Annotated in this window: 15 protein-coding genes and 1 pseudogene; 8 read left to right on the forward strand and 8 right to left on the reverse strand. The window is 70.0% G+C overall.

Annotated elements, in window-relative coordinates; all coding sequences use genetic code 11:
- Nucleotides 1-114: 114 nt before the first annotated feature.
- Genes ACR9ZG_RS04500 through tkt form a run of 7 tightly spaced genes read right to left on the reverse strand, consistent with a single transcriptional unit; the run spans nucleotide 115 to nucleotide 9241 of the window.
- Nucleotides 115-1059 carry a prolyl oligopeptidase family serine peptidase gene (locus tag ACR9ZG_RS04500; RefSeq protein ID WP_481283628.1) on the reverse strand — a complete coding sequence of 315 codons (945 nt, stop codon included), beginning with the start codon at nucleotides 1057-1059 and terminating at the stop codon, nucleotides 115-117.
- Nucleotides 1060-1077: 18 nt separating this feature from the next.
- Complete coding sequence (gene pgl / locus ACR9ZG_RS04505) at nucleotides 1078-1848, reverse strand: 6-phosphogluconolactonase (protein WP_481283629.1); 771 nt, start codon at nucleotides 1846-1848, stop codon at nucleotides 1078-1080.
- Nucleotides 1845-2807: a glucose-6-phosphate dehydrogenase assembly protein OpcA gene (locus tag ACR9ZG_RS04510; RefSeq protein ID WP_481283630.1), complete on the reverse strand. Its 963-nt coding sequence runs from the start codon at nucleotides 2805-2807 to the stop codon at nucleotides 1845-1847. Before ACR9ZG_RS04510 ends, pgl begins: the two co-directional genes overlap by 4 nt.
- On the reverse strand, nucleotides 2804-4348 hold the full coding sequence (gene zwf / locus ACR9ZG_RS04515; RefSeq protein WP_481283631.1) for a glucose-6-phosphate dehydrogenase: 1545 nt from the start codon (nucleotides 4346-4348) through the stop codon (nucleotides 2804-2806). The genes ACR9ZG_RS04510 and zwf overlap by 4 nt, the downstream gene beginning before the upstream one ends.
- Nucleotides 4349-4379: 31 nt before the next feature.
- Nucleotides 4380-5990 (reverse strand): glucose-6-phosphate isomerase, encoded by a 1611-nt coding sequence (locus tag ACR9ZG_RS04520; RefSeq protein ID WP_481283632.1) that lies wholly within the window; start codon nucleotides 5988-5990, stop codon nucleotides 4380-4382.
- Complete coding sequence (gene tal, locus ACR9ZG_RS04525) at nucleotides 5987-7117, reverse strand: transaldolase (RefSeq protein ID WP_481283633.1); 1131 nt, start codon at nucleotides 7115-7117, stop codon at nucleotides 5987-5989. The genes ACR9ZG_RS04520 and tal overlap by 4 nt, the downstream gene beginning before the upstream one ends.
- Nucleotides 7118-7147: 30 nt before the next feature.
- Entirely contained in the window at nucleotides 7148-9241 is a 2094-nt protein-coding gene (gene tkt / locus ACR9ZG_RS04530; protein WP_481283634.1) for a transketolase, read from the reverse strand.
- A 294-nt stretch (nucleotides 9242-9535) separates the two neighbouring features.
- On the opposite strand from tkt, the gene ACR9ZG_RS04535 reads away from it, so the two are divergent.
- Nucleotides 9536-10456 carry a heme o synthase gene (locus ACR9ZG_RS04535; protein ID WP_481283635.1) on the forward strand — a complete coding sequence of 307 codons (921 nt, stop codon included), beginning with the start codon at nucleotides 9536-9538 and terminating at the stop codon, nucleotides 10454-10456.
- 55 nt (nucleotides 10457-10511) lie between these two features.
- A pseudogene (locus ACR9ZG_RS04540) lies at nucleotides 10512-10993 on the forward strand (GNAT family N-acetyltransferase).
- Between the two features lie 7 nt (nucleotides 10994-11000).
- Here ACR9ZG_RS04540 and ACR9ZG_RS04545 read toward each other — a convergent pair.
- Entirely contained in the window at nucleotides 11001-11945 is a 945-nt protein-coding gene (locus ACR9ZG_RS04545) for a COX15/CtaA family protein (RefSeq protein ID WP_481283636.1), read from the reverse strand.
- 304 nt (nucleotides 11946-12249) lie between these two features.
- On the opposite strand from ACR9ZG_RS04545, the gene sufB reads away from it, so the two are divergent.
- From sufB to ACR9ZG_RS04575, 6 genes are all read left to right on the forward strand, one after another.
- Nucleotides 12250-13668, forward strand: a complete 1419-nt coding sequence (sufB, locus tag ACR9ZG_RS04550; RefSeq protein WP_481283637.1) for a Fe-S cluster assembly protein SufB — start codon at nucleotides 12250-12252, stop codon at nucleotides 13666-13668.
- Nucleotides 13669-14862 carry a Fe-S cluster assembly protein SufD gene (sufD, locus tag ACR9ZG_RS04555; RefSeq protein WP_481283638.1) on the forward strand — a complete coding sequence of 398 codons (1194 nt, stop codon included), beginning with the start codon at nucleotides 13669-13671 and terminating at the stop codon, nucleotides 14860-14862.
- Nucleotides 14859-15188 (forward strand): non-heme iron oxygenase ferredoxin subunit, encoded by a 330-nt coding sequence (locus ACR9ZG_RS04560; protein ID WP_481283664.1) that lies wholly within the window; start codon nucleotides 14859-14861, stop codon nucleotides 15186-15188. Before sufD ends, ACR9ZG_RS04560 begins: the two co-directional genes overlap by 4 nt.
- A 1-nt stretch (nucleotide 15189) precedes the next feature.
- Nucleotides 15190-15984: a Fe-S cluster assembly ATPase SufC gene (sufC, locus tag ACR9ZG_RS04565; protein ID WP_481283639.1), complete on the forward strand. Its 795-nt coding sequence runs from the start codon at nucleotides 15190-15192 to the stop codon at nucleotides 15982-15984.
- Between the two features lie 23 nt (nucleotides 15985-16007).
- Nucleotides 16008-16337, forward strand: coding sequence for a metal-sulfur cluster assembly factor (locus ACR9ZG_RS04570; protein ID WP_301208424.1), 330 nt, complete (start codon nucleotides 16008-16010; stop codon nucleotides 16335-16337).
- An 82-nt stretch (nucleotides 16338-16419) separates the two neighbouring features.
- The gene (locus ACR9ZG_RS04575; RefSeq protein ID WP_481283640.1) at nucleotides 16420-18018 is read left to right on the forward strand and encodes an ABC-F family ATP-binding cassette domain-containing protein; all 1599 of its coding nucleotides are present in this window, start codon (nucleotides 16420-16422) and stop codon (nucleotides 18016-18018) included.
- Nucleotides 18019-18076: the final 58 nt, after the last annotated feature.

Here is an 18076-nt window from a genome sequence, read left to right on the forward strand (position 1 = left end):
CCGCCCCCCCCCCCCCCCCCCCCCCCCCCCCCCCCCCCCCCCCCACCCCCCCCCCGCCCCCCCCCCCCGGGGGGGCTCTTCGTCGTCGTGCGACTCGTCGTCGTGCGACGTGGGTCAGTTCAGGGCGTCGTCGAGGAAGCGGAGCAGCAGCGCCCGGTAGCCCGGATCGTCGAGGATCGTCTGCGCGGTCGAGTGACCCAGGGTGGAGACGAGCACGAGGTCGGCCGTCCCTCCGGCGTTGGTCACGCGGTTCGCCAGCTCCACGCTCTGCTGGTACGGCACGACGTCGTCGCGCATGCCGTGGAAGAGCAGGATCGGCGGGTCGCCGGCGTCGACATGGCTCACCGGAGAGGCGTCGGCCAGTCGCGCCGGCGGACAGGTCGGCATGATGCATCCCAGCTCGGCCGCGATCGGCGAGCCCGCGGTGGTCATGCACATGACAGAGGCGGCGGCTCCGTGGGCGCACGCCGGGAGCTGCGCGTCGAAGGTGGCGAAGTCGGTCGGCGGGTAGAACGCGACGACACCCTTCACCGGCTGCCCGGTCAGGCCCGCCTGGAGGGCCGCCCAGCCGCCGGACGAGTCGCCGGAGACGACCAGGCGGTCGGTGTCGAGCTCGTACTGGTCGGCCACCGACGTGAGATAGCGGATGGCGGCCGCGATGTCGTTCCGCTGCGCCGGGAAGCGGGCCTGGCTGCTCGCGCGCACGTTGACGCCGACGACGGCGTAGCCCTGCGGGTTCAGGACCTCCGCCAGCATCGGCGCGGTCGAACCGCCGTCGTCCGCCCGCCACGCGCTCCCGCCCGTCCAGAGGACAACGGGTGCGGGGCGGCCGGTGGGCGCGGGCAGGTAGAGGTCGAGCAGGTGGCCGTTGCTGCCGGGCGGGGTCGCCGGGGCGTACGGGAGACCGGTGACGACGCTGGCCGTCGGCGTGGGCGTCGGCGTCGTGGAGGCCGTCGGCTGCGGCGACGCCGCGGGACCGAGGAAAGAACAGCCGGTGACGAGGATCGCCACCGCCGCGATCAACGCAGCGGTGGCGACCCGGGACGTGCGTCCCCTCATCTCGTGGTGCTCATCGCGTCAGTAGCTCGGCGCGATGAGGTTCTCCGGCACGTCGACGGCGGCGTCCTTGTCGACGAAGAACACCGTGCGCTTCCGGCCCTTGGCGCCGGCGACGGGAACCTCGGTGAAGCTGGCGCCCGCCAGGGCGAGGCCGAGAGCGCTCGCCTTGTCGGTGCCGGCCAGCACCAGCCAGATGCGGTCGGAGGCGTTGAGCACCGGACGCGTCAGGCTGAGCCGCTGCGGCGGCGGCTTGGGCGACTCGCGCTCGGCGATCACCGTCGCCTCCGTCTCACGGATGCCCGCGCGGTCGGGGAACAGCGAGGCGATGTGCCCGTCCGGCCCGACACCGAGGAACGTGATGTCGAACCGCGGGAACCGCTGGCCCTCCGACGCGAACGCCTCGAGCTCGGCGGCGTACACACGGGCCGCCTCGTCGATGTCGGCGATGTCGTCCGAGGCCGGGAACGGGTGGATGTTCTCCGGCGGCACGGCGATGTGGTCGAGCAGCGCCTCCCGGGCCTGGCGCTCGTTGCGCTCGGGGTCGTCGCGCGGAACGAACCGCTCGTCGCCCCACCAGAAGTGCACCTTCGACCAGTCGATGGTGTCGCGGGCGGGGGAGGAGTTGACGGCCTCCAGCACCGCGATGCCCATGGTGCCGCCGGTGAGTGCGATGTTCGCCCCGTCGAGGTCGTCGAGGATGTCGATGGTCTTGGTCAGGAACCGTGCGGCCACCGACGCCGTCAGAGCCTCTTTGTCGGGGTGGACGAGCACCCGCCGTTCGTTCGTCATGCCTTGGAGCCCGCTCCCTCTTCGGAGGCCTCGAGCAGCCCGAGACCCTTGGTGATGACCTCACCGTAGAGGTCGTCGGGGTCCAGCCTACGCAACTCCTCGGCGAGGCAGTCGCGGAGGTTCCGGCGTGGCAGCGCGAGGTCGTGCGAGGGCTGGTTCGGCTGCGACAGCTTGGCCACGTTCGGGATCTCGCGCTCGAGCACGATCGGGCCGGAGGGCCGCTCGAGGCGCACCCCGTGGATGCCGCCGGAGCCGATGGCGCGCGACGCGAGGTCGTAGTGCACCGGCGCCTGGAGCTGCAGGCGCAGCCAGGCGGCGAGCAGGAGCGTCGACGGGGAGTCCGCCGCGCCGGCGACCTCGATCGACGTGACCGGCTCGTACGGCGGCTGGTCGAGCACCGCGGCGAGCTGCGCTCGCCACAGCGTGAGCCGCGTCCAGGCGAAGTCGGTGTCGCCCGGCGCGTACGTCTCGGCCAGGTGGTACAGCGCCTCCTGCGGGTTCGGCTGCGCCGACGCGTCGGTGATGCGGCGCGTGGCGATCCGGCCCAGGGGAGAGGTGGAGACCTTGGCCGGGGCGACGCCGGGCCACCAGACGACCACGGGGGCGTCGGGCAGCAGCAGGCCCGTGACCAGGCCCTCCTCGTCGCTCGCGGTCTCGCCGTAGGCGCGGAGCACGATGACCTCGCTCGCGCCGGCGTCGCCGCCGACGCGGATCTGCGCGTCGAGCCGGCCCTCGCCGTCGTGGCTGCGCTCCTCCTCGGTCGAGACCACGATGACGCGCATCGGGTGCTCGCGGGAGGCGTCGTTGGCGGCCTCGATGGCCTCCTCCTCCTGACCGAGGTGGGTGGCGATCACGAGGGTGAGCACACGGCCGAGGGCGACCGCGCCGCCCTCCTCGCGGATCTTGACCAGTGCCTTCGAGATGTTGCTGACAGTGGTTGCGGGCAGGTCGACGATCATGGACGCCTCCAAACGCGGCCGTCGCGGGCCAGCAGCTCGTCGGCCGAGCGCGGGCCCCAGGTTCCTGGACGGTACTGCTCCGGCCGGCCGCCCTCGGCGGCCCAGAACTCCTCGATCGGGTCGAGGATCTTCCAGGAGAGCTCGACCTCCTCGTGGCGGGGGAACAGCGGCGGGTCGCCGAGCAGCACGTCGAGGATGAGCCGCTCGTACGCCTCCGGGCTCGCCTCGGTGAAGGCGTGGCCGTAGCCGAAGTCCATGCTCACGTCGCGCACCTGCATGCCGGCGCCGGGGACCTTGGAGCCGAAGCGGATGGTGACGCCCTCGTCCGGCTGGACGCGGATGACGAGCGCGTTCTGGCCGAGCGCGCTGGTCTGCGACTCCGCGAAGAGCTGCTGCGGGGCGCGCTTGAACACGACCGCGATCTCGGTGACGCGGCGGCCGAGGCGCTTGCCGGCGCGCAGGTAGAACGGCACGCCCGCCCAGCGGCGGGTGCCGATCTCCAACTTGATGGCCGCGTAGGTCTCCGTGGTGGACTCGGGGTTCATCCCGTCCTCCTCCAGGAAGCCGACGACCTTCTCGCCGCCCTGCCAGCCGCTGGAGTACTGCCCGCGGGCCGTCGACGTGGCGAGGTCCTTGGGCAGGCGCACCGCGGCGAGCACCTTCTCCTTCTCGGAGCGGAGGTCCGCCGCGTTGAACGAGATCGGCTCCTCCATCGCCGTGAGGGCGAGCAGCTGCAGGAGGTGGTTCTGGATGACGTCGCGCGCCGCGCCGATGCCGTCGTAGTACCCGGCGCGACCGCCGACGCCGATGTCCTCGGCCATGGTGATCTGCACGTGGTCGACGTAGTTGGCGTTCCAGATCGGCTCGTACAGCTCGTTCGCGAAGCGCAGCGCCAGGATGTTCTGGACCGTCTCCTTGCCGAGGTAGTGGTCGATCCGGAAGACCGAGTCCGGCGGGAACACCGTCTCGACGACCGCGTTCAGCTCACGCGCCGACTGCAGGTCGTGACCGAACGGCTTCTCGATCACGACGCGCCGCCAGCCGGTTCCGGACTGGTCGGCGAGCCCCGACTTCTTGAGCTGCTCGGTGACGAGCGGGAACGCCTTCGGCGGGATGGACAGGTAGAACGCGTGGTTGCCCATCGTGCCGCGGGCGCGGTCCAGCTCCTCCACCGTCTCCTTGAGCCGGATGAAGGCGTCGTCGTCGTCGAACTCGCCGGGGACGAACCGGATGCCCTGCGCGAGCTGCTTCCAGACGTCGTCCTCGAACGGGGTGCGGGCGTACTGCTTCACCGCGTCGTAGACGACCTTCTCGAAGTCCTGGTCCTCCCAGTCGCGCCGGGCGAACCCGACGAGCGAGAACCCGGGCGGCAGGAGGCCGCGGTTGGCGAGGTCGTACACCGCGGGCATCAGCTTCTTGCGGGAGAGGTCTCCCGTCACTCCGAAGATGATGAGGCTGCTGGGCCCCGCGATGCGGTTGAGGCGGCGATCGGAGGGCAACCGCAGCGGGTTGAACTCCGGGGTGATTTCCACCGGGGACATCGATCTCCTTGGTCGGCGCGGCGCGCCGCTGTCAGTTGACGGCCTCGAACAGCGAGACGACGTCCGCCTCGGGGTTCGTGAGCGTCAGGGTCAGCACCGGACGGCCGTGCTCGCCGAGCACGCTGGCGTCACCCGCGGCCTGCGCCTGGATGAGCTGCCCGAACGTGAACGGACGGTCCGGGATCTCGAGGTCCTCCGGAGCCGTGGCCGTGATCTGCAGGAACACGCCGACGGCGGGGCCGCCCTTGTGGAACTGCCCGGTCGAGTGCAGGAAGCGCGGGCCCCAGCCGAACGTCACCGGCCGCTTCGCCTTGGCGGCGAGCAGGTCGCGGACGCCCGCGAGCTGGGGGAGCGCGATGCGGTTGACGTAGGCCTGGACCGCGACGTACCCGTCGGGGCCGAGCTGCGCGAGCAGCGCGTCCACCGCGGCGTCGAGCGTTGTGGCGTCGCCCAGGAACGAGCCCGTGGTGCGCACCTCGACGCCGCCGGCGGTGAAGGCCGGGGCGGCGGGCTCGGGCCGGTTGTCCAGCAGAGCGCGCGCGGCGGCCTTGGCGGCCTCCACATCGGGCTGGTCGAACGGGTTGATGCCGAGCAGGCGGCCGGCGACCGCCACGGCGTACTCCCAGACGATGAGCTGGGCGCCGAGGCTGCCCGAGACGAGGATCTCGCCCTCGTGCCGGTCGGCCGGGAACAGGTGGTGCGCCTCGGCGTTGGCGACGAGCCGGACGACCTGGAGGTCGGCGGGCTTGAACTCCAGCTCCGGGGCGAGCTTGTCGAGCACCACGGGGAGGAGGCCGGTGCCCTCCTTGCCGGTGGACTCGGCGATCAGCTGCTCCGCCCAGTCGGCGAAGCCCACGATGTGGGTGCCGTCCGCGACGATGCCGAGCTTGTCCTTGAGCGGGCTCGTGCCGGCGATCGCGGCGCCGAGCACGAGGCCCGGGTTCTCGTCGTTGTCGACGGCGAGCTCGATCAGCGTCGCCTCGGCCTCGTCGAGCAGCTCGCTGATGTCCACCCCGGCGAGGCCGGACGGCACGAGACCGAACGCGGTCAGCGCCGAGTAGCGGCCGCCCACGTTCGGGTCGGCGTTGAACACGCGGTAGCCCGCCTCGCGCGCCGCCTGGTCGAGCGGGGAGCCCGGGTCGGTGACGATGATGATGCGCTCGCGCGGGTCGATGCCGGCGTCGCGGAACCACTTCTCGTAGATGCGCTTCTGGCTGTCGGTCTCGAGCGTCGATCCGGACTTCGACGAGATGACGACAGCGGTCGCCTCCAGCCGGTCGCGCAGCGCGTCGAGCACCTGGCCGGGGTCGGTCGAGTCGAGCACCGTCAGCTCGGCCTCCGCCGTCCGGGTGATGACCTCGGGGGCGAGGGAGGAGCCGCCCATGCCGCCCAGCACGATGTGGTTCACGCCCTTGGCGTGCAGCTCCTCGCGCAGGGCGTCGATCTCGGCGACCAGCGGACGCGAGATGGCGACCGCCTCGACCCAGCCGAGGCGCTTGGACGCCTCGGGCTCGGCAGCGGGGCCCCAGAGGGCCGGGTCCTGGGCGGTGATGCCGGAGGCGACCCTGTCGGCCACCAGCTGCGGCACCACCGTCTTGACGGCCTCCGCGGCCGGGCCGGTGACGTGGATGCGGAAGGTCACTTGGCCGCCGCCTGCGCCTTGGCGCCCTCGAGCGCGTCGGTCACGGTCTGGACGAGCTCGTCCCACGAGACGTTGAACTTCTCGACGCCCTCGCGCTCGAGCGTGGCGGTCACGTCGTCGTAGTCGACGCCCAGCGCCGCCAGCTTGTCGAGCACCTCGTTGGCGTCGGCGTAGTTGCCGGTGATGGTGTCGCCGGTGATCACACCGTGGTCGAAGGTCGCGTCGAGCGTCTTCTCGGGCATGGTGTTGACCGTGTTCGGCGCGACGAGCTGCGTCACGTAGAGCGTGTCGGGGAGGCTCGGGTCCTTGACGCCGGTCGAGGCCCAGAGCGGGCGCTGCTCGTTGGCGCCGGCCGCGACCAGGTTCTTGGCGCGCTCGGTGGCGAACGCCTCCTCGTAGACCTGGTACGCGAGGCGGGCGTTGGCGACGCCGGCCTTGCTCTTGAGCGCGAGCGCCTCGTCGGAGCCGATGGCGGTCAGGCGCTTGTCGATCTCGGTGTCGACGCGCGACACGAAGAACGAGGCGACCGACTGGATGCCGGAGAGGTCGATGCCCGCCTCCTTGGCCCGCTCGAGGCCGGTGAGGTACGCGTTGATGACCTCGCGGTAGCGCTGCAGGCTGAAGATCAGGGTCACGTTGACGCTGATGCCGGCGGCGATGGTCTCGGTGATCGCCTCGACGCCCTCGACGGTCGCCGGGATCTTGATCAGTACGTTCGCCTTGTCGATCTTGGCGGCGAGCTTCTTGGCGGCCTCGACGGTGCCCTTCGCGTCGTGCGCGAGTCCGGGCTCCACCTCGATGGAGACGCGGCCGTCGACGCCGTTGGTGCGCTCGTAGATGTCGTGGAAGATGTCGCTGGCGTTGGCGACGTCGTCGGTCGTGATCTCGAAGATCGCGTCGTCGACGGAGACGCCGGCGGCGGCGAGCTCGCGGACCTGCTCGTCGTACGCCTCGCCCTTGGAGAGGGCGGTGGCGAAGATCGTCGGGTTCGTGGTCACGCCGACGACGTTCTTCTCGGCGATGAGGCTCTGCAGGCCGCCGGAGTTGATGCGCTCGCGCGACAGGTCGTCGAGCCAGATGCTGACGCCGGCTGCGGAGAGCTGGGCGGTGGGAGTGGTGTCGGTCATTGTTCTTCTATCTCCTCTGTGTGCCCGCGCTCAGAGCGACGCGAGCGATTCCTTCGCGGCGGCGACGGCGTGCTCGGTGGTCATGCCGAACTCGCGGAACAGCGTCTTGTAGTCCGCCGATGCGCCGAAGTGCTCGATGGACACGCTGCGGCCGTGGTCGCCGACGATCTTGTTCCAGGCGAGCGCGAGGCCGGCCTCGATCGAGACGCGGGCCTTCACGGACGACGGGAGCACGGCCTCCTGGTACTCGGCGGGCTGCTCGTGGAACCACTCGAGGCACGGCGCCGAGACGACGCGGGCGTTGATGCCCTCGCCCTTCAGCACCTCGCGGGTCTCGAGCGCGATCTGCACCTCCGAGCCGGTCGCGATGAGCAGGACGTCCGGCGTGCCGCCGGGAGCCTCCGCCAGGACGTACGCGCCCTTGGCGACGTTCTTCGCCGACGCGAGGGTGTCGCCCTCGGCGTCGCCGTCGCCGCGCTCGAACACGGGGATGTTCTGGCGGGTCAGCGCGATGCCGGCCGGACCCTCGCGGCGCTCGAGGATGGTCTTCCACGCGTACGCGACCTCGTTGGCGTCGCCCGGGCGGACGACGTCGAGGTTCGGGATGGCGCGGAGGGTCGAGAGCTGCTCGATCGGCTGGTGCGTGGGGCCGTCCTCGCCGAGCGCGACGGAGTCGTGCGTCCAGACGAAGATCGAGGGCACCTTCATCAGCGCGGCCAGGCGGACGGCCGGGCGCATGTAGTCGCTGAAGATGAGGAACGTGCCGCCGAAGGCGCGGGTCGGGCCGTGCAGGACGATGCCGTTGATGATCGCGGCCATCGCGTGCTCGCGGATGCCGAAGTGCAGCACGCGGCCGTACGGGTTGCCGGTCCACTCGTGGGTAGAGCGCTCGGCGGGGACGAACGACGCCGCGCCCTCGATGGTCGTGTTGTTCGACTCGGCGAGGTCGGCGGAGCCGCCCCACAGCTCGGGCATGATCGGCGCGATGGCGTTCAGCACCTTGCCGCTCGCGGCGCGGGTGGAGACGTCCTTGCCCGGCTCGAAGATCGGCAGCACGGACTCCAGGTCGGCCGGGGCCGCACCGGAGAGCAGCCGGTCGAGGAGCTCCTTGCGCTCGGGGTTCGCCTCGGCCCAGGCGTCGAAGCCCTTCTGCCACTCGGCGTGCTCCTGCGCGCCGCGCTCGACGGCCTTGCGGGTGTGCTCGATGACCTCGTCGGTGACCTCGAAGGTCTTGTCGGGGTCGAAGCCGAGCACCTCCTTGACCGCGCGCAGCTCGTCGGCGCCGAGGGCAGAGCCGTGGATCTTGCCGGTGTTCTGCTTCTTGGGCGACGGCCAGCCGATGATGGTCTTGAGGACGATGAGCGACGGCTTGTCTGTGACGGCCTTCGCGTTCTCGATCGCCTCGTAGAGCTCGTGGACGTCCTCCTTGTAGACGCCCGTCTTCTTCCAGTCGACGACCTGGACGTGCCAGTGGTATGCCTCGTAGCGGGCGGCGACGTCCTCGGTGAAGGCGATGTCGGTGTCGTCCTCGATCGAGATCTGGTTGGCGTCGTAGATCGCGATCAGGTTGCCGAGCTCCTGGTGGCCGGCGAGCGAGGACGCCTCGCTCGAGATGCCCTCCTCCAGGTCGCCGTCGGAGGCGATGACGTAGACGTGGTGGTCGAACGGGCTGGTGCCCTCAGCGGCCTCCGGGTCGAACAGGCCGCGCTCGAACCGCTGCGCATAAGCGAAACCGACGGCCGAGGAGATGCCCTGACCGAGAGGTCCGGTGGTGATCTCCACGCCGTCGGTGTGTCCGTACTCGGGGTGTCCGGGGGTGAGCGAGCCCCAGGTGCGGAGCGCCTTGAGGTCGTCGAGCTCGAGCCCGTAGCCGCCGAGGTACAGCTGGATGTACTGGGTCAGCGAGCTGTGACCGGCCGAGAGGATGAAGCGGTCGCGGCCCAGCCAGTGCTGGTCGCGGGGATCGCGGCGCATGACCTTCTGGAACAGCAGGTACGCGGCCGGGGCGAGGCTCATCGCCGTGCCGGGATGCCCGTTGCCCACCTTCTCCACCGCGTCGGCCGCGAGGATGCGGACCGTGTCTACTGCCTTGTCGTCAATGGGATCCCACTGCAGAGCTGCCACGTGAAAACTGACCCTTCGTCGAAGTGGTGAGGGCCGTCTGTGGAACCCGCACCGGTTGAGGTAGTGCGCGCCGTGGACGTCATCGGCGCCGGGCCGCGGATGCGTGCGAGTCCTACAAAGAACCGCGCACACGCGTCGGCTTCGGCTGGCGAGCATCTCCAAGTATAGGTAACACGCACGAAACGTGGGGTGTTCCCGCAGCCGCTTGCGAGCTCTCTCGCGGCGGGGTAGTGCTCTACGCCGTGTCGTAGACTCGTAGCGAACCCCCACCACCGATCGGATGACCGAGGAGCAATGGACGTCGCTGTAGAGAGCCGTGTCGAACCGGGCCGCATCGGCGTCGCTCGCAAGGTCAAGGCGTACATCGCGCTGACCAAGCCGCGCGTCGTCGAGCTGCTGCTGGTGACGACCGTCCCGACGATGATCCTCGCCGCCCACGGCATCCCGAACCTGCTGGTGGTGCTCGCCACCGTCGTCGGCGGCTACATGTCGGCGGGCTCGGCGGGGGCCTTCAACTGCTACATCGACCGCGACATCGACCGCGTCATGCGCCGCACCAAGAACCGGCCGCTGGTCACCGGCGAGCTCTCGGACCGGGAGGCGCTGGTCTTCGCGTGGGCACTCGGCGCGGCCTCGGTGCTCGTGCTCGGGTTCTTCACCAACTGGCTCGCCGCGGGGCTCTCGGTCGTCGCGATCCTGCTGTACGTCGTCTTCTACACGCTCATCCTGAAGCGCCGCACGCCGCAGAACATCGTGTGGGGCGGCATCGCGGGCTGCATGCCGGTGCTGATCGGCTGGGCCGCGGTGACCGGCTCGCTCGACTGGGCGCCGTTCATCCTGTTCGGGATCATCTTCCTCTGGACCCCGCCCCACTACTGGCCGCTGTCGATGAAGTACCGGTCGGACTACAAGGAGGCCGGTGTCCCGATGCTCGCGGTGGTCCGAGGCCGCGCCGTCGTGGGGCTCCAGGTCATCCTGTACGCGTGGGCGATGGTCGCCTGCTCGCTGCTGCTCATCCCGGTCGCCCACATGGGCCTGGTCTACATCGCCGTCTCGCTGGTCGCCGGCGGCTGGTTCCTGTACGAGTCGCATCGGCTCTACAACCTCGCCATCCGGCACGAGTCCGTGTCGCCGATGCGGGTGTTCCACGGTTCGATCGCCTACCTGACGCTGATCTTCCTGGCCGTCGCGATCGACCCGCTGCTCCCGTTCTGACGTGCAGGAGCTGAGGACGGCCCGGCTCGTCCTCGATGCCCCGCGCGCGGGCGACGTGGAGGCCGTCCTCGACGCCTGCACGGACCCCGAAACCCAGCGCCAGGTACCCGTGCCCTCCCCGTATACGCGCGATGATGCGGAGTACTACGTCCACAGCTACTGCCCGCATGGGGAGCTGAGCGGCCGGTACACGGTCTGGGCGCTGCGCACGGCCGGGGACGCCCCGCTGCTCGGCACCGTGGAGGTGCGGCTCGACGAGGCGCGGGCTCGGCCTCCCTCGGCTGCTGGCTGCGCCCCTCCGCCCGCGGTCACGGGTACATGCGGGAGGCGGTGCGGGCGGTCGTCGCGTACGCGCTCGACCCCGCGGGGCTCGGCTGCACGGTGCTGCACTGGGACTGTCTCCCGGACAACCTGCGCAGCAAGCGGCTGGGGGAGGCGGTCGGCTTCGCCTTCGACGCCGGCGAGCGTCGGATGCTGACCTTCCGGGGGGAGTCGCGGGAGGCGCTGTCCGGCGTGCTCCGGGCGCCGTCCCGGTAAAGGGCTCCTAGGCGCGAACGGCGCCGCTGACCGCGGGACCGGCGGCCTCCACCGCGGACGGCGCCGGCGCCTTCAGCGACAGGATGACGGCGGTCATCGCGGCGGCGAGGGCCGCCGCGAGCATCATGTGGACGCCGACCAGGATGCCCGGCAGCCCGGTGTTCGCCTGGATGAGCCCCACCGCGATCTGGAGCACCTCCACGGCCAGCAGGTACATCGTGTAGCGGTGCACGCGGGTGGTGCGGATGCGGAGCGAGCCGAGGACCAGTACCAGCGTGAGGCCGAACGTCACGTAGGCGGGGATGGCGTGCACGTGCTGGAGCAGCTCGGAGTTCAGCCCGTTGCGCGGGGCGTCGGCGTCGCCGGCGTGCGGCCCGGAGCCCGTCGTCAGGATGCCGACCAGGATGGTGACCGCGACGACCGCGCTGGTGACATGCGCCACCGCCGCGAACCAGCCCGGAACGGCGCGGACGCGGGGACCGGGAACGTCGTAGACGCGGAACAGGAACGCCGTGCACAGTCCGACCAGCACGATCGAGACGACGAAGTGGAGGCCGACGACGTACGGGTTCAGCCCGGTCAGCACGCTCAGACCGCCGATCACCGCCTGGGCGGGGATGCCGAGCCCGGCCAGCAGCGTCAGCCAGAACAGGTCGGGCCGCTGCTTGCGCAGCCGCAGGATGGCGACGAAGGCGACGATCGCGACCAGCCCGAGCAGCACCCCCAGCAGGCGGTTGCCGAACTCGATGATGCCGTGCACGCCCATCTCGGGCGTGTTGACGAGGGAGTCCGCCGTGCACTTCGGCCAGGTCGGGCAGCCGAGCCCGCTGGAGGTCAGTCGCACCAGGCCGCCGGTGCCGACCAGGACGATCTGGCCGACGAGATAGACCCAGGCGACCACGCGCAGCCGGGTGTCGACGCGGTCGGGCAGCCAGGCGATGATGCGGTTCATGGGTCTCGGTGTTCCTCGCGGGGTGGCGGTGCGGATCGGATACTCGGCCAACGTGCAGGCGCGCCTCTACTATTACCGTCCCGCACCTGTAGAATCGATGGGTTCGAGAAACGCGCGATCCTGCGCGTGCCGTGTCGCCGTTCTGCGAACGCGGCCGGGGCATCGTCGCCCGTGTCCTCGATCAGTTTAGGTACGCACACCAGCCACCCGCACAATCAGGACGCCCGAGCGGCGGCGCACGCCGTCGCCCGGGGGAATGAGCCGGACTGATATCCGGTTACGGATGGTAGGAAACGAGGTAGATATGTCAGACATCCTGATCGACCGGCCTGAACTCGCGAGCCTTGGGCAGTACGAGTTCGGCTGGGCGGATTCCGACGCTGCGGGCGCTTCCGCGCGTCGCGGGCTCTCGCCGCAGGTGGTGAAAGACATCTCGGCGCTGAAGAACGAGCCCGAGTGGATGCTGCAGCGCCGGCTCAAGGCCCTCCAGCTGTTCGAGCGCAAGCCGATGCCGACCTGGGGCGCCGACCTCTCGGAGATCGACTTCGACAACATCAAGTACTTCGTGCGCTCGACCGAGAAGCAGGCGCAGAGCTGGGAGGACCTCCCGGAGGACATCCGCAACACGTACGAGAAGCTCGGCATCCCGGAGGCGGAGCGTCAGCGCCTCGTGGCCGGCGTCGCCGCCCAGTACGAGTCGGAGGTCGTCTACCACCAGATCCGCGAGGACCTCGAGGCGCAGGGCGTCATCTTCATGGACACCGACACCGCGCTGCGCGAGCACCCCGAGTTCTTCGAGGAGTACTTCGGCACGGTCATCCCGGCGGGCGACAACAAGTTCGCGGCGCTCAACACCGCGGTGTGGTCGGGCGGCTCCTTCGTCTACGTGCCGAAGGGCGTCCACGTCGAGATCCCGCTGCAGGCCTACTTCCGGATCAACACCGAGAACATGGGCCAGTTCGAGCGGACGCTGATCATCGCCGACGAGGACAGCTACGTCCACTACATCGAGGGCTGCACGGCCCCGATCTACAAGTCCGACTCGCTGCACTCCGCGGTCGTCGAGATCATCGTCAAGAAGAACGCCCGGGTGCGCTACACGACCATCCAGAACTGGTCGAACAACGTCTACAACCTCGTCACCAAGCGGGCCACCGCGGCCGAGGGCGCGACCATGGAGTGGATCGACGGCAACATCGGCTCCAAGGTGACGATGAAGTACCCGTCGATCTACCTGATGGGGGAGCACGCCAAGGGCGAGACGCTCTCCGTCGCCTTCGCGGGCCCCGGCCAGCACCAGGACGCCGGCGCCAAGATGATCCACATGGCGCCGTACACGCAGTCGTCGATCGTCTCGAAGTCGATCGCCCGCGGCGGCGGCCGCGCCGGCTACCGCGGCGAGGTCCGGGTGGACGCCAACGCGCACCACGCGGCCAACACGGTCCGCTGCGACGCGCTGCTGGTCGACACCATCTCGCGCTCCGACACGTATCCCGCGATCGACATCCGCGTGGACGACGTGCAGCTCGGCCACGAGGCGACGGTCTCGAAGGTCAGCGAGGAGCAGCTGTTCTACCTGATGTCCCGGGGGCTTCCGGAGGACGAGGCGATGGCCATGATCGTCCGCGGCTTCATCGAGCCGATCGCCCGCGAGCTCCCGATGGAATACGCACTCGAACTCAACAAGCTCATCGAGATGGGCATGGAAGGCTCTGTCGGCTAAATGATGTCAGCTACCACTCCGGCGCAGGCCGAGCAGTCGGCGCCGAAGCACATGCGCGCGCCCGTTCCCGTCCAGACCCGTTCCGAGCGGTTCACGTCCACGCAGGTCGCCGACTTCCCCGAGGTCACCGGCCGCGAGGCGATGTGGAAGTACACGCCCGTCGCCCGCCTCGCCGACCTCATCACCGGTGAGCTCGACGGCTCGCCCTACGTCTACGACGCGACCACCGCCTCCGGCGTCACCACCGAGTGGATCGGGCGCGACGACGCCCGCATCGGCGCGGCGGGCACCCCGGAGGACCGCGCGTCCGCGAACGCCTGGACGCACTTCCAGCAGGCGCTCCTCGTCCGCATCGCGGGCGACGACCGCAAGGAGGTCACGCTCACCCGCTCGACGCTCGGCGGCTCCGCCCGTGCGGCGCACACCGTGGTCGAGGTGGCCGAGGGTGCCAACGCGACGCTGATCCTCCAGAACTCCGGCCAGGCGCATCTCGCCGAGAACGTCGAGTTCCTGGTCGGCAGGAACGCCGATCTCACGGTCGTGAGCGTGCAGGAGTGGGACGACGAGGCCCTCCACGTCGCCGCGCACTTCGCCGAGCTGGCCGAAGGCGCACGCCTCAAGCATGTGGCGGTCACCCTCGGCGGCGGCGTCGTGCGGCTGAACCCGTCGGCGCACCTCGCCGGGGCGCGCTCCGACGTGGAGCTGCTCGGCGCCTACTTCGCCGACGCGACGCAGCACCTCGAGCAGCAGGTCTACGTCCACCACGACGGGCCAGAGACCCGCAGCCGCGTGACCTACAAGGGCGCGCTGCAGGGCGAGGGAGCTCGCACCGTCTGGATCGGCGACGTGCTCATCGGCCAGAAGGCCGTCGGCACGGACTCCTACGAGCAGAACCGCAACCTCGTGCTCACCGACGGCGCCCGCGCCGACTCGGTGCCGAACCTCGAGATCGAGACCGGCGACATCGTCGGCGCCGGCCACGCCAGCGCGACCGGCCGGTTCGACGACGAGCAGCTGTTCTATCTCCAGTCCCGCGGCATCCCCGAGGAGGAGGCGCGCCGCCTGGTCGTTCGTGGCTTCCTCTTCGAGATCGTGCAGCAGATCGGCTCGCCCGCGCTCCAGGAGCGCCTCCAGGCCGCCATCGAGGCAGAGCTGGAGTCGTCGGTCATCGCGTCCGCCACGGCGGCGAGCTGATGGGCACGCGCGTCTGCTCCGCCGCAGAACTGGTCGAGAACCAGGCCACCCGCGTGGTGGTGGACGGCGTCCCCATCGCCGTCGTCAAGGACTCGGCCGGCGACATCCACGCCATCGGCGACACCTGCACCCACGGCGAGATCTCGCTGTCGGAGGGCTTCGTCGAGGGTGAGACGCTGGAGTGCTGGGCGCACGGCTCCCAGTTCTCGCTGATCACCGGCAAGCCCCTCAACCTCCCGGCGTACGAGCCGGTCCCCGTCTTCGACGTCGAGCTCATCGACGGAGACGTCTACATCGACCCGAGCGTCACGAAAGCGATTCAGTAACATGTCCACTCTTGAGATCCGCGACCTGCACGTCACCGTCGAGACCGACCAGGGCACCAAGCCCATCCTCAACGGCGTCGACCTGACCATCAACGAGGGCGAGATCCACGCCATCATGGGCCCCAACGGCTCCGGCAAGTCCACCCTCGCCTACACGATCGCCGGGCACCCGAAGTACACGGTGACCCGCGGCACGATCACGCTCGACGGCGAGGACGTCCTCGCGATGAGCGTCGACGAGCGCGCCCGCGCCGGCCTGTTCCTCGCGATGCAGTACCCCGTCGAGATCCCCGGCGTCACCAACACCAACTTCCTCCGCACCGCGAAGACGGCGATCGACGGCCAGGCGCCGGCGATCCGCACCTGGGTGAAGGACGTGCGCGAGTCCATGACCAACCTGCGCATGGACTCCTCGTTCGCCGAGCGCAACGTCAACGAGGGCTTCTCGGGCGGCGAGAAGAAGCGCAACGAGATCCTCCAGCTGGAGCTGCTGAAGCCGAAGTTCGCGGTGCTCGACGAGACCGACTCCGGCCTCGACGTCGACGCGCTCAAGATCGTGTCGGAGGGCGTCAACCGCGCCAAGGCGAACACCGGCCTCGGCATCCTGCTCATCACGCACTACACGCGCATCCTCCGCTACATCAAGCCGGACTTCGTGCACGTGTTCGTCGCCGGCAAGGTGGCGGAGCAGGGCGGTCCCGAGCTCGCCGACCGCCTGGAGGAGGAGGGCTACGACCGCTACGTCGGCGCGCCCGAGGCCGCCAGCGCCGCCGCGGGCAACCTGGCCGACGCCTGAGCCGCGAGAGGTAGACTCCCACCATGCCCGCCACTCTGAGCCCGGCGCTCTTCGACCAGGTCGAGGAGGCGCTGAAGAACGTCATGGATCCCGAGCTCGGGATCAACGTCGTCGACCTGGGCCTCATCTACGACCTGGCCTGGGACGACGAGAACAACGCGCTCATCATCTCGATGACGCTCACGAGCGCCGGCTGCCCGCTCACCGACGTGCTCGAGGAGCAGACGGCGGAGGCGCTCGACGGGATCGTCGAGGCGTTCCGCATCAACTGGGTGTGGATGCCGCCATGGGGCCCCGAGCGGATCACCGACGACGGGCGCGACATGATGCGCGCCCTCGGCTTCGCGATCTAGCCCCACCACCACACCACTGACGGGTCCCGGCACGGAGTGCCGGGACTCTCGTGTGACCACCGACTGAAGAACGGATACCACTGTGCTCGCCGTGCACGACCTCGAACTGCGCGTCGGCGCCCGCCTGCTGATGGAGGACGTCAGCTTCCGCGTGGCCGCCGGCGACAAGATCGGGCTCGTCGGCCGCAACGGCGCCGGCAAGACCACGCTGACGAAGGTGCTCGCCGGCGACCTGCTGCCGACCGCCGGCAAGGTCGAGCGCAGCGGAGAGCTGGGGTACCTGCCGCAGGACCCGCGCTCCGGGAACCTCGACGACCTCGCCCGCACGCGCATCCTCGACGCCAGAGGCCTCGGCTCCATCGTGCTCGGGATGCAGCAGGCGACGATGGACATGGCCAGCGACGACCCCGCCGTCTCGGCCGCGGCGATGAAGAAGTACGGCCGGCTGGAGGAGCAGTTCCACCTCCACGGCGGTTACGCGGCCGAGGCCGAGGCGGCCTCCATCGCGTCGAACCTCAACCTCCCGGACCGCATCCTCGACCAGCCGCTGAAGACGCTCTCGGGCGGTCAGCGCCGCCGCATCGAGCTCGCGCGCATCCTCTTCTCGGACGCCCGTACGATGATCCTCGACGAGCCGACCAACCACCTCGACGCCGACTCGATCGTGTGGCTGCGCGACTTCCTCAAGAGCTACACCGGCGGCTTCATCGTGATCTCGCACGACGTGGACCTGGTGGGGGAGACGGTCAACCGCGTCTTCTACCTCGACGCCAACCGCCAGGTGATCGACATCTACAACATGGGCTGGAAGAACTACCAGCGCCAGCGCGCCGCCGACGAGGAGCGCCGCAAGAAGGAGCGCGCCAACGCCGAGAAGAAGGCGAGCGCCCTGCAGCTCCAGGCGGCGAAGTTCGGCGCCAAGGCCACGAAGGCGGCGGCCGCGCACCAGATGGTCGCGCGCGCCGAGAAGCTGCTCGCCGGGCTGGACGACGTGCGCCAGGCCGACCGGGTGGCCAAGCTGCGCTTCCCGACCCCCGCGCCGTGCGGGCGGACGCCCCTCCAGGCCTCCGACCTCTCCAAGAGCTACGGCTCGCTCGAGATCTTCACCGCGGTGGACCTCGCGATCGATCGCGGCTCGAAGGTGGTCGTGCTCGGGCTGAACGGCGCAGGCAAGACCACGCTGCTCCGGATGCTCGCCGGGGTGGACCGGCCGGACACCGGTCAGGTGGAGCCCGGTCACGGTCTCCGCATCGGCTACTACGCCCAGGAGCACGAGACCATCGACGTCGATCGCACCGTGCTGCAGAACATGGTGTCGTCCTCGCCGAACCTGACCGAAACCGAGGCGCGCAAGGTGCTCGGCTCCTTCCTCTTCACTGGGGACGATGCCCACAAGCCCGCCGGCGTGCTCTCCGGTGGTGAGAAGACGCGGCTCGCCCTCGCGATGATCGTCGTCTCGGGCGCGAACGTGCTGCTGCTCGACGAGCCGACCAACAACCTCGACCCGGCGAGCCGCGACGAGATCCTCGACGCGCTCGCGCACTACGAGGGCGCGGTCGTGCTGGTCAGCCACGACGAGGGCGCGGTGGAGGCGCTGAACCCCGAGCGCGTCCTCATCCTCCCCGACGGCGTCGAGGACCACTGGAACAAGGACTACCTGGAGCTCATCTCCCTGGCCTAGTAGCCGCCGAGCACAGGGTTTTTGTCGCGGAATGCGCCTGAACGCGACATTTTTCCTG

The sequence above is a fragment of the Leifsonia sp. KNZ12-8B genome (assembly GCF_056755495.1).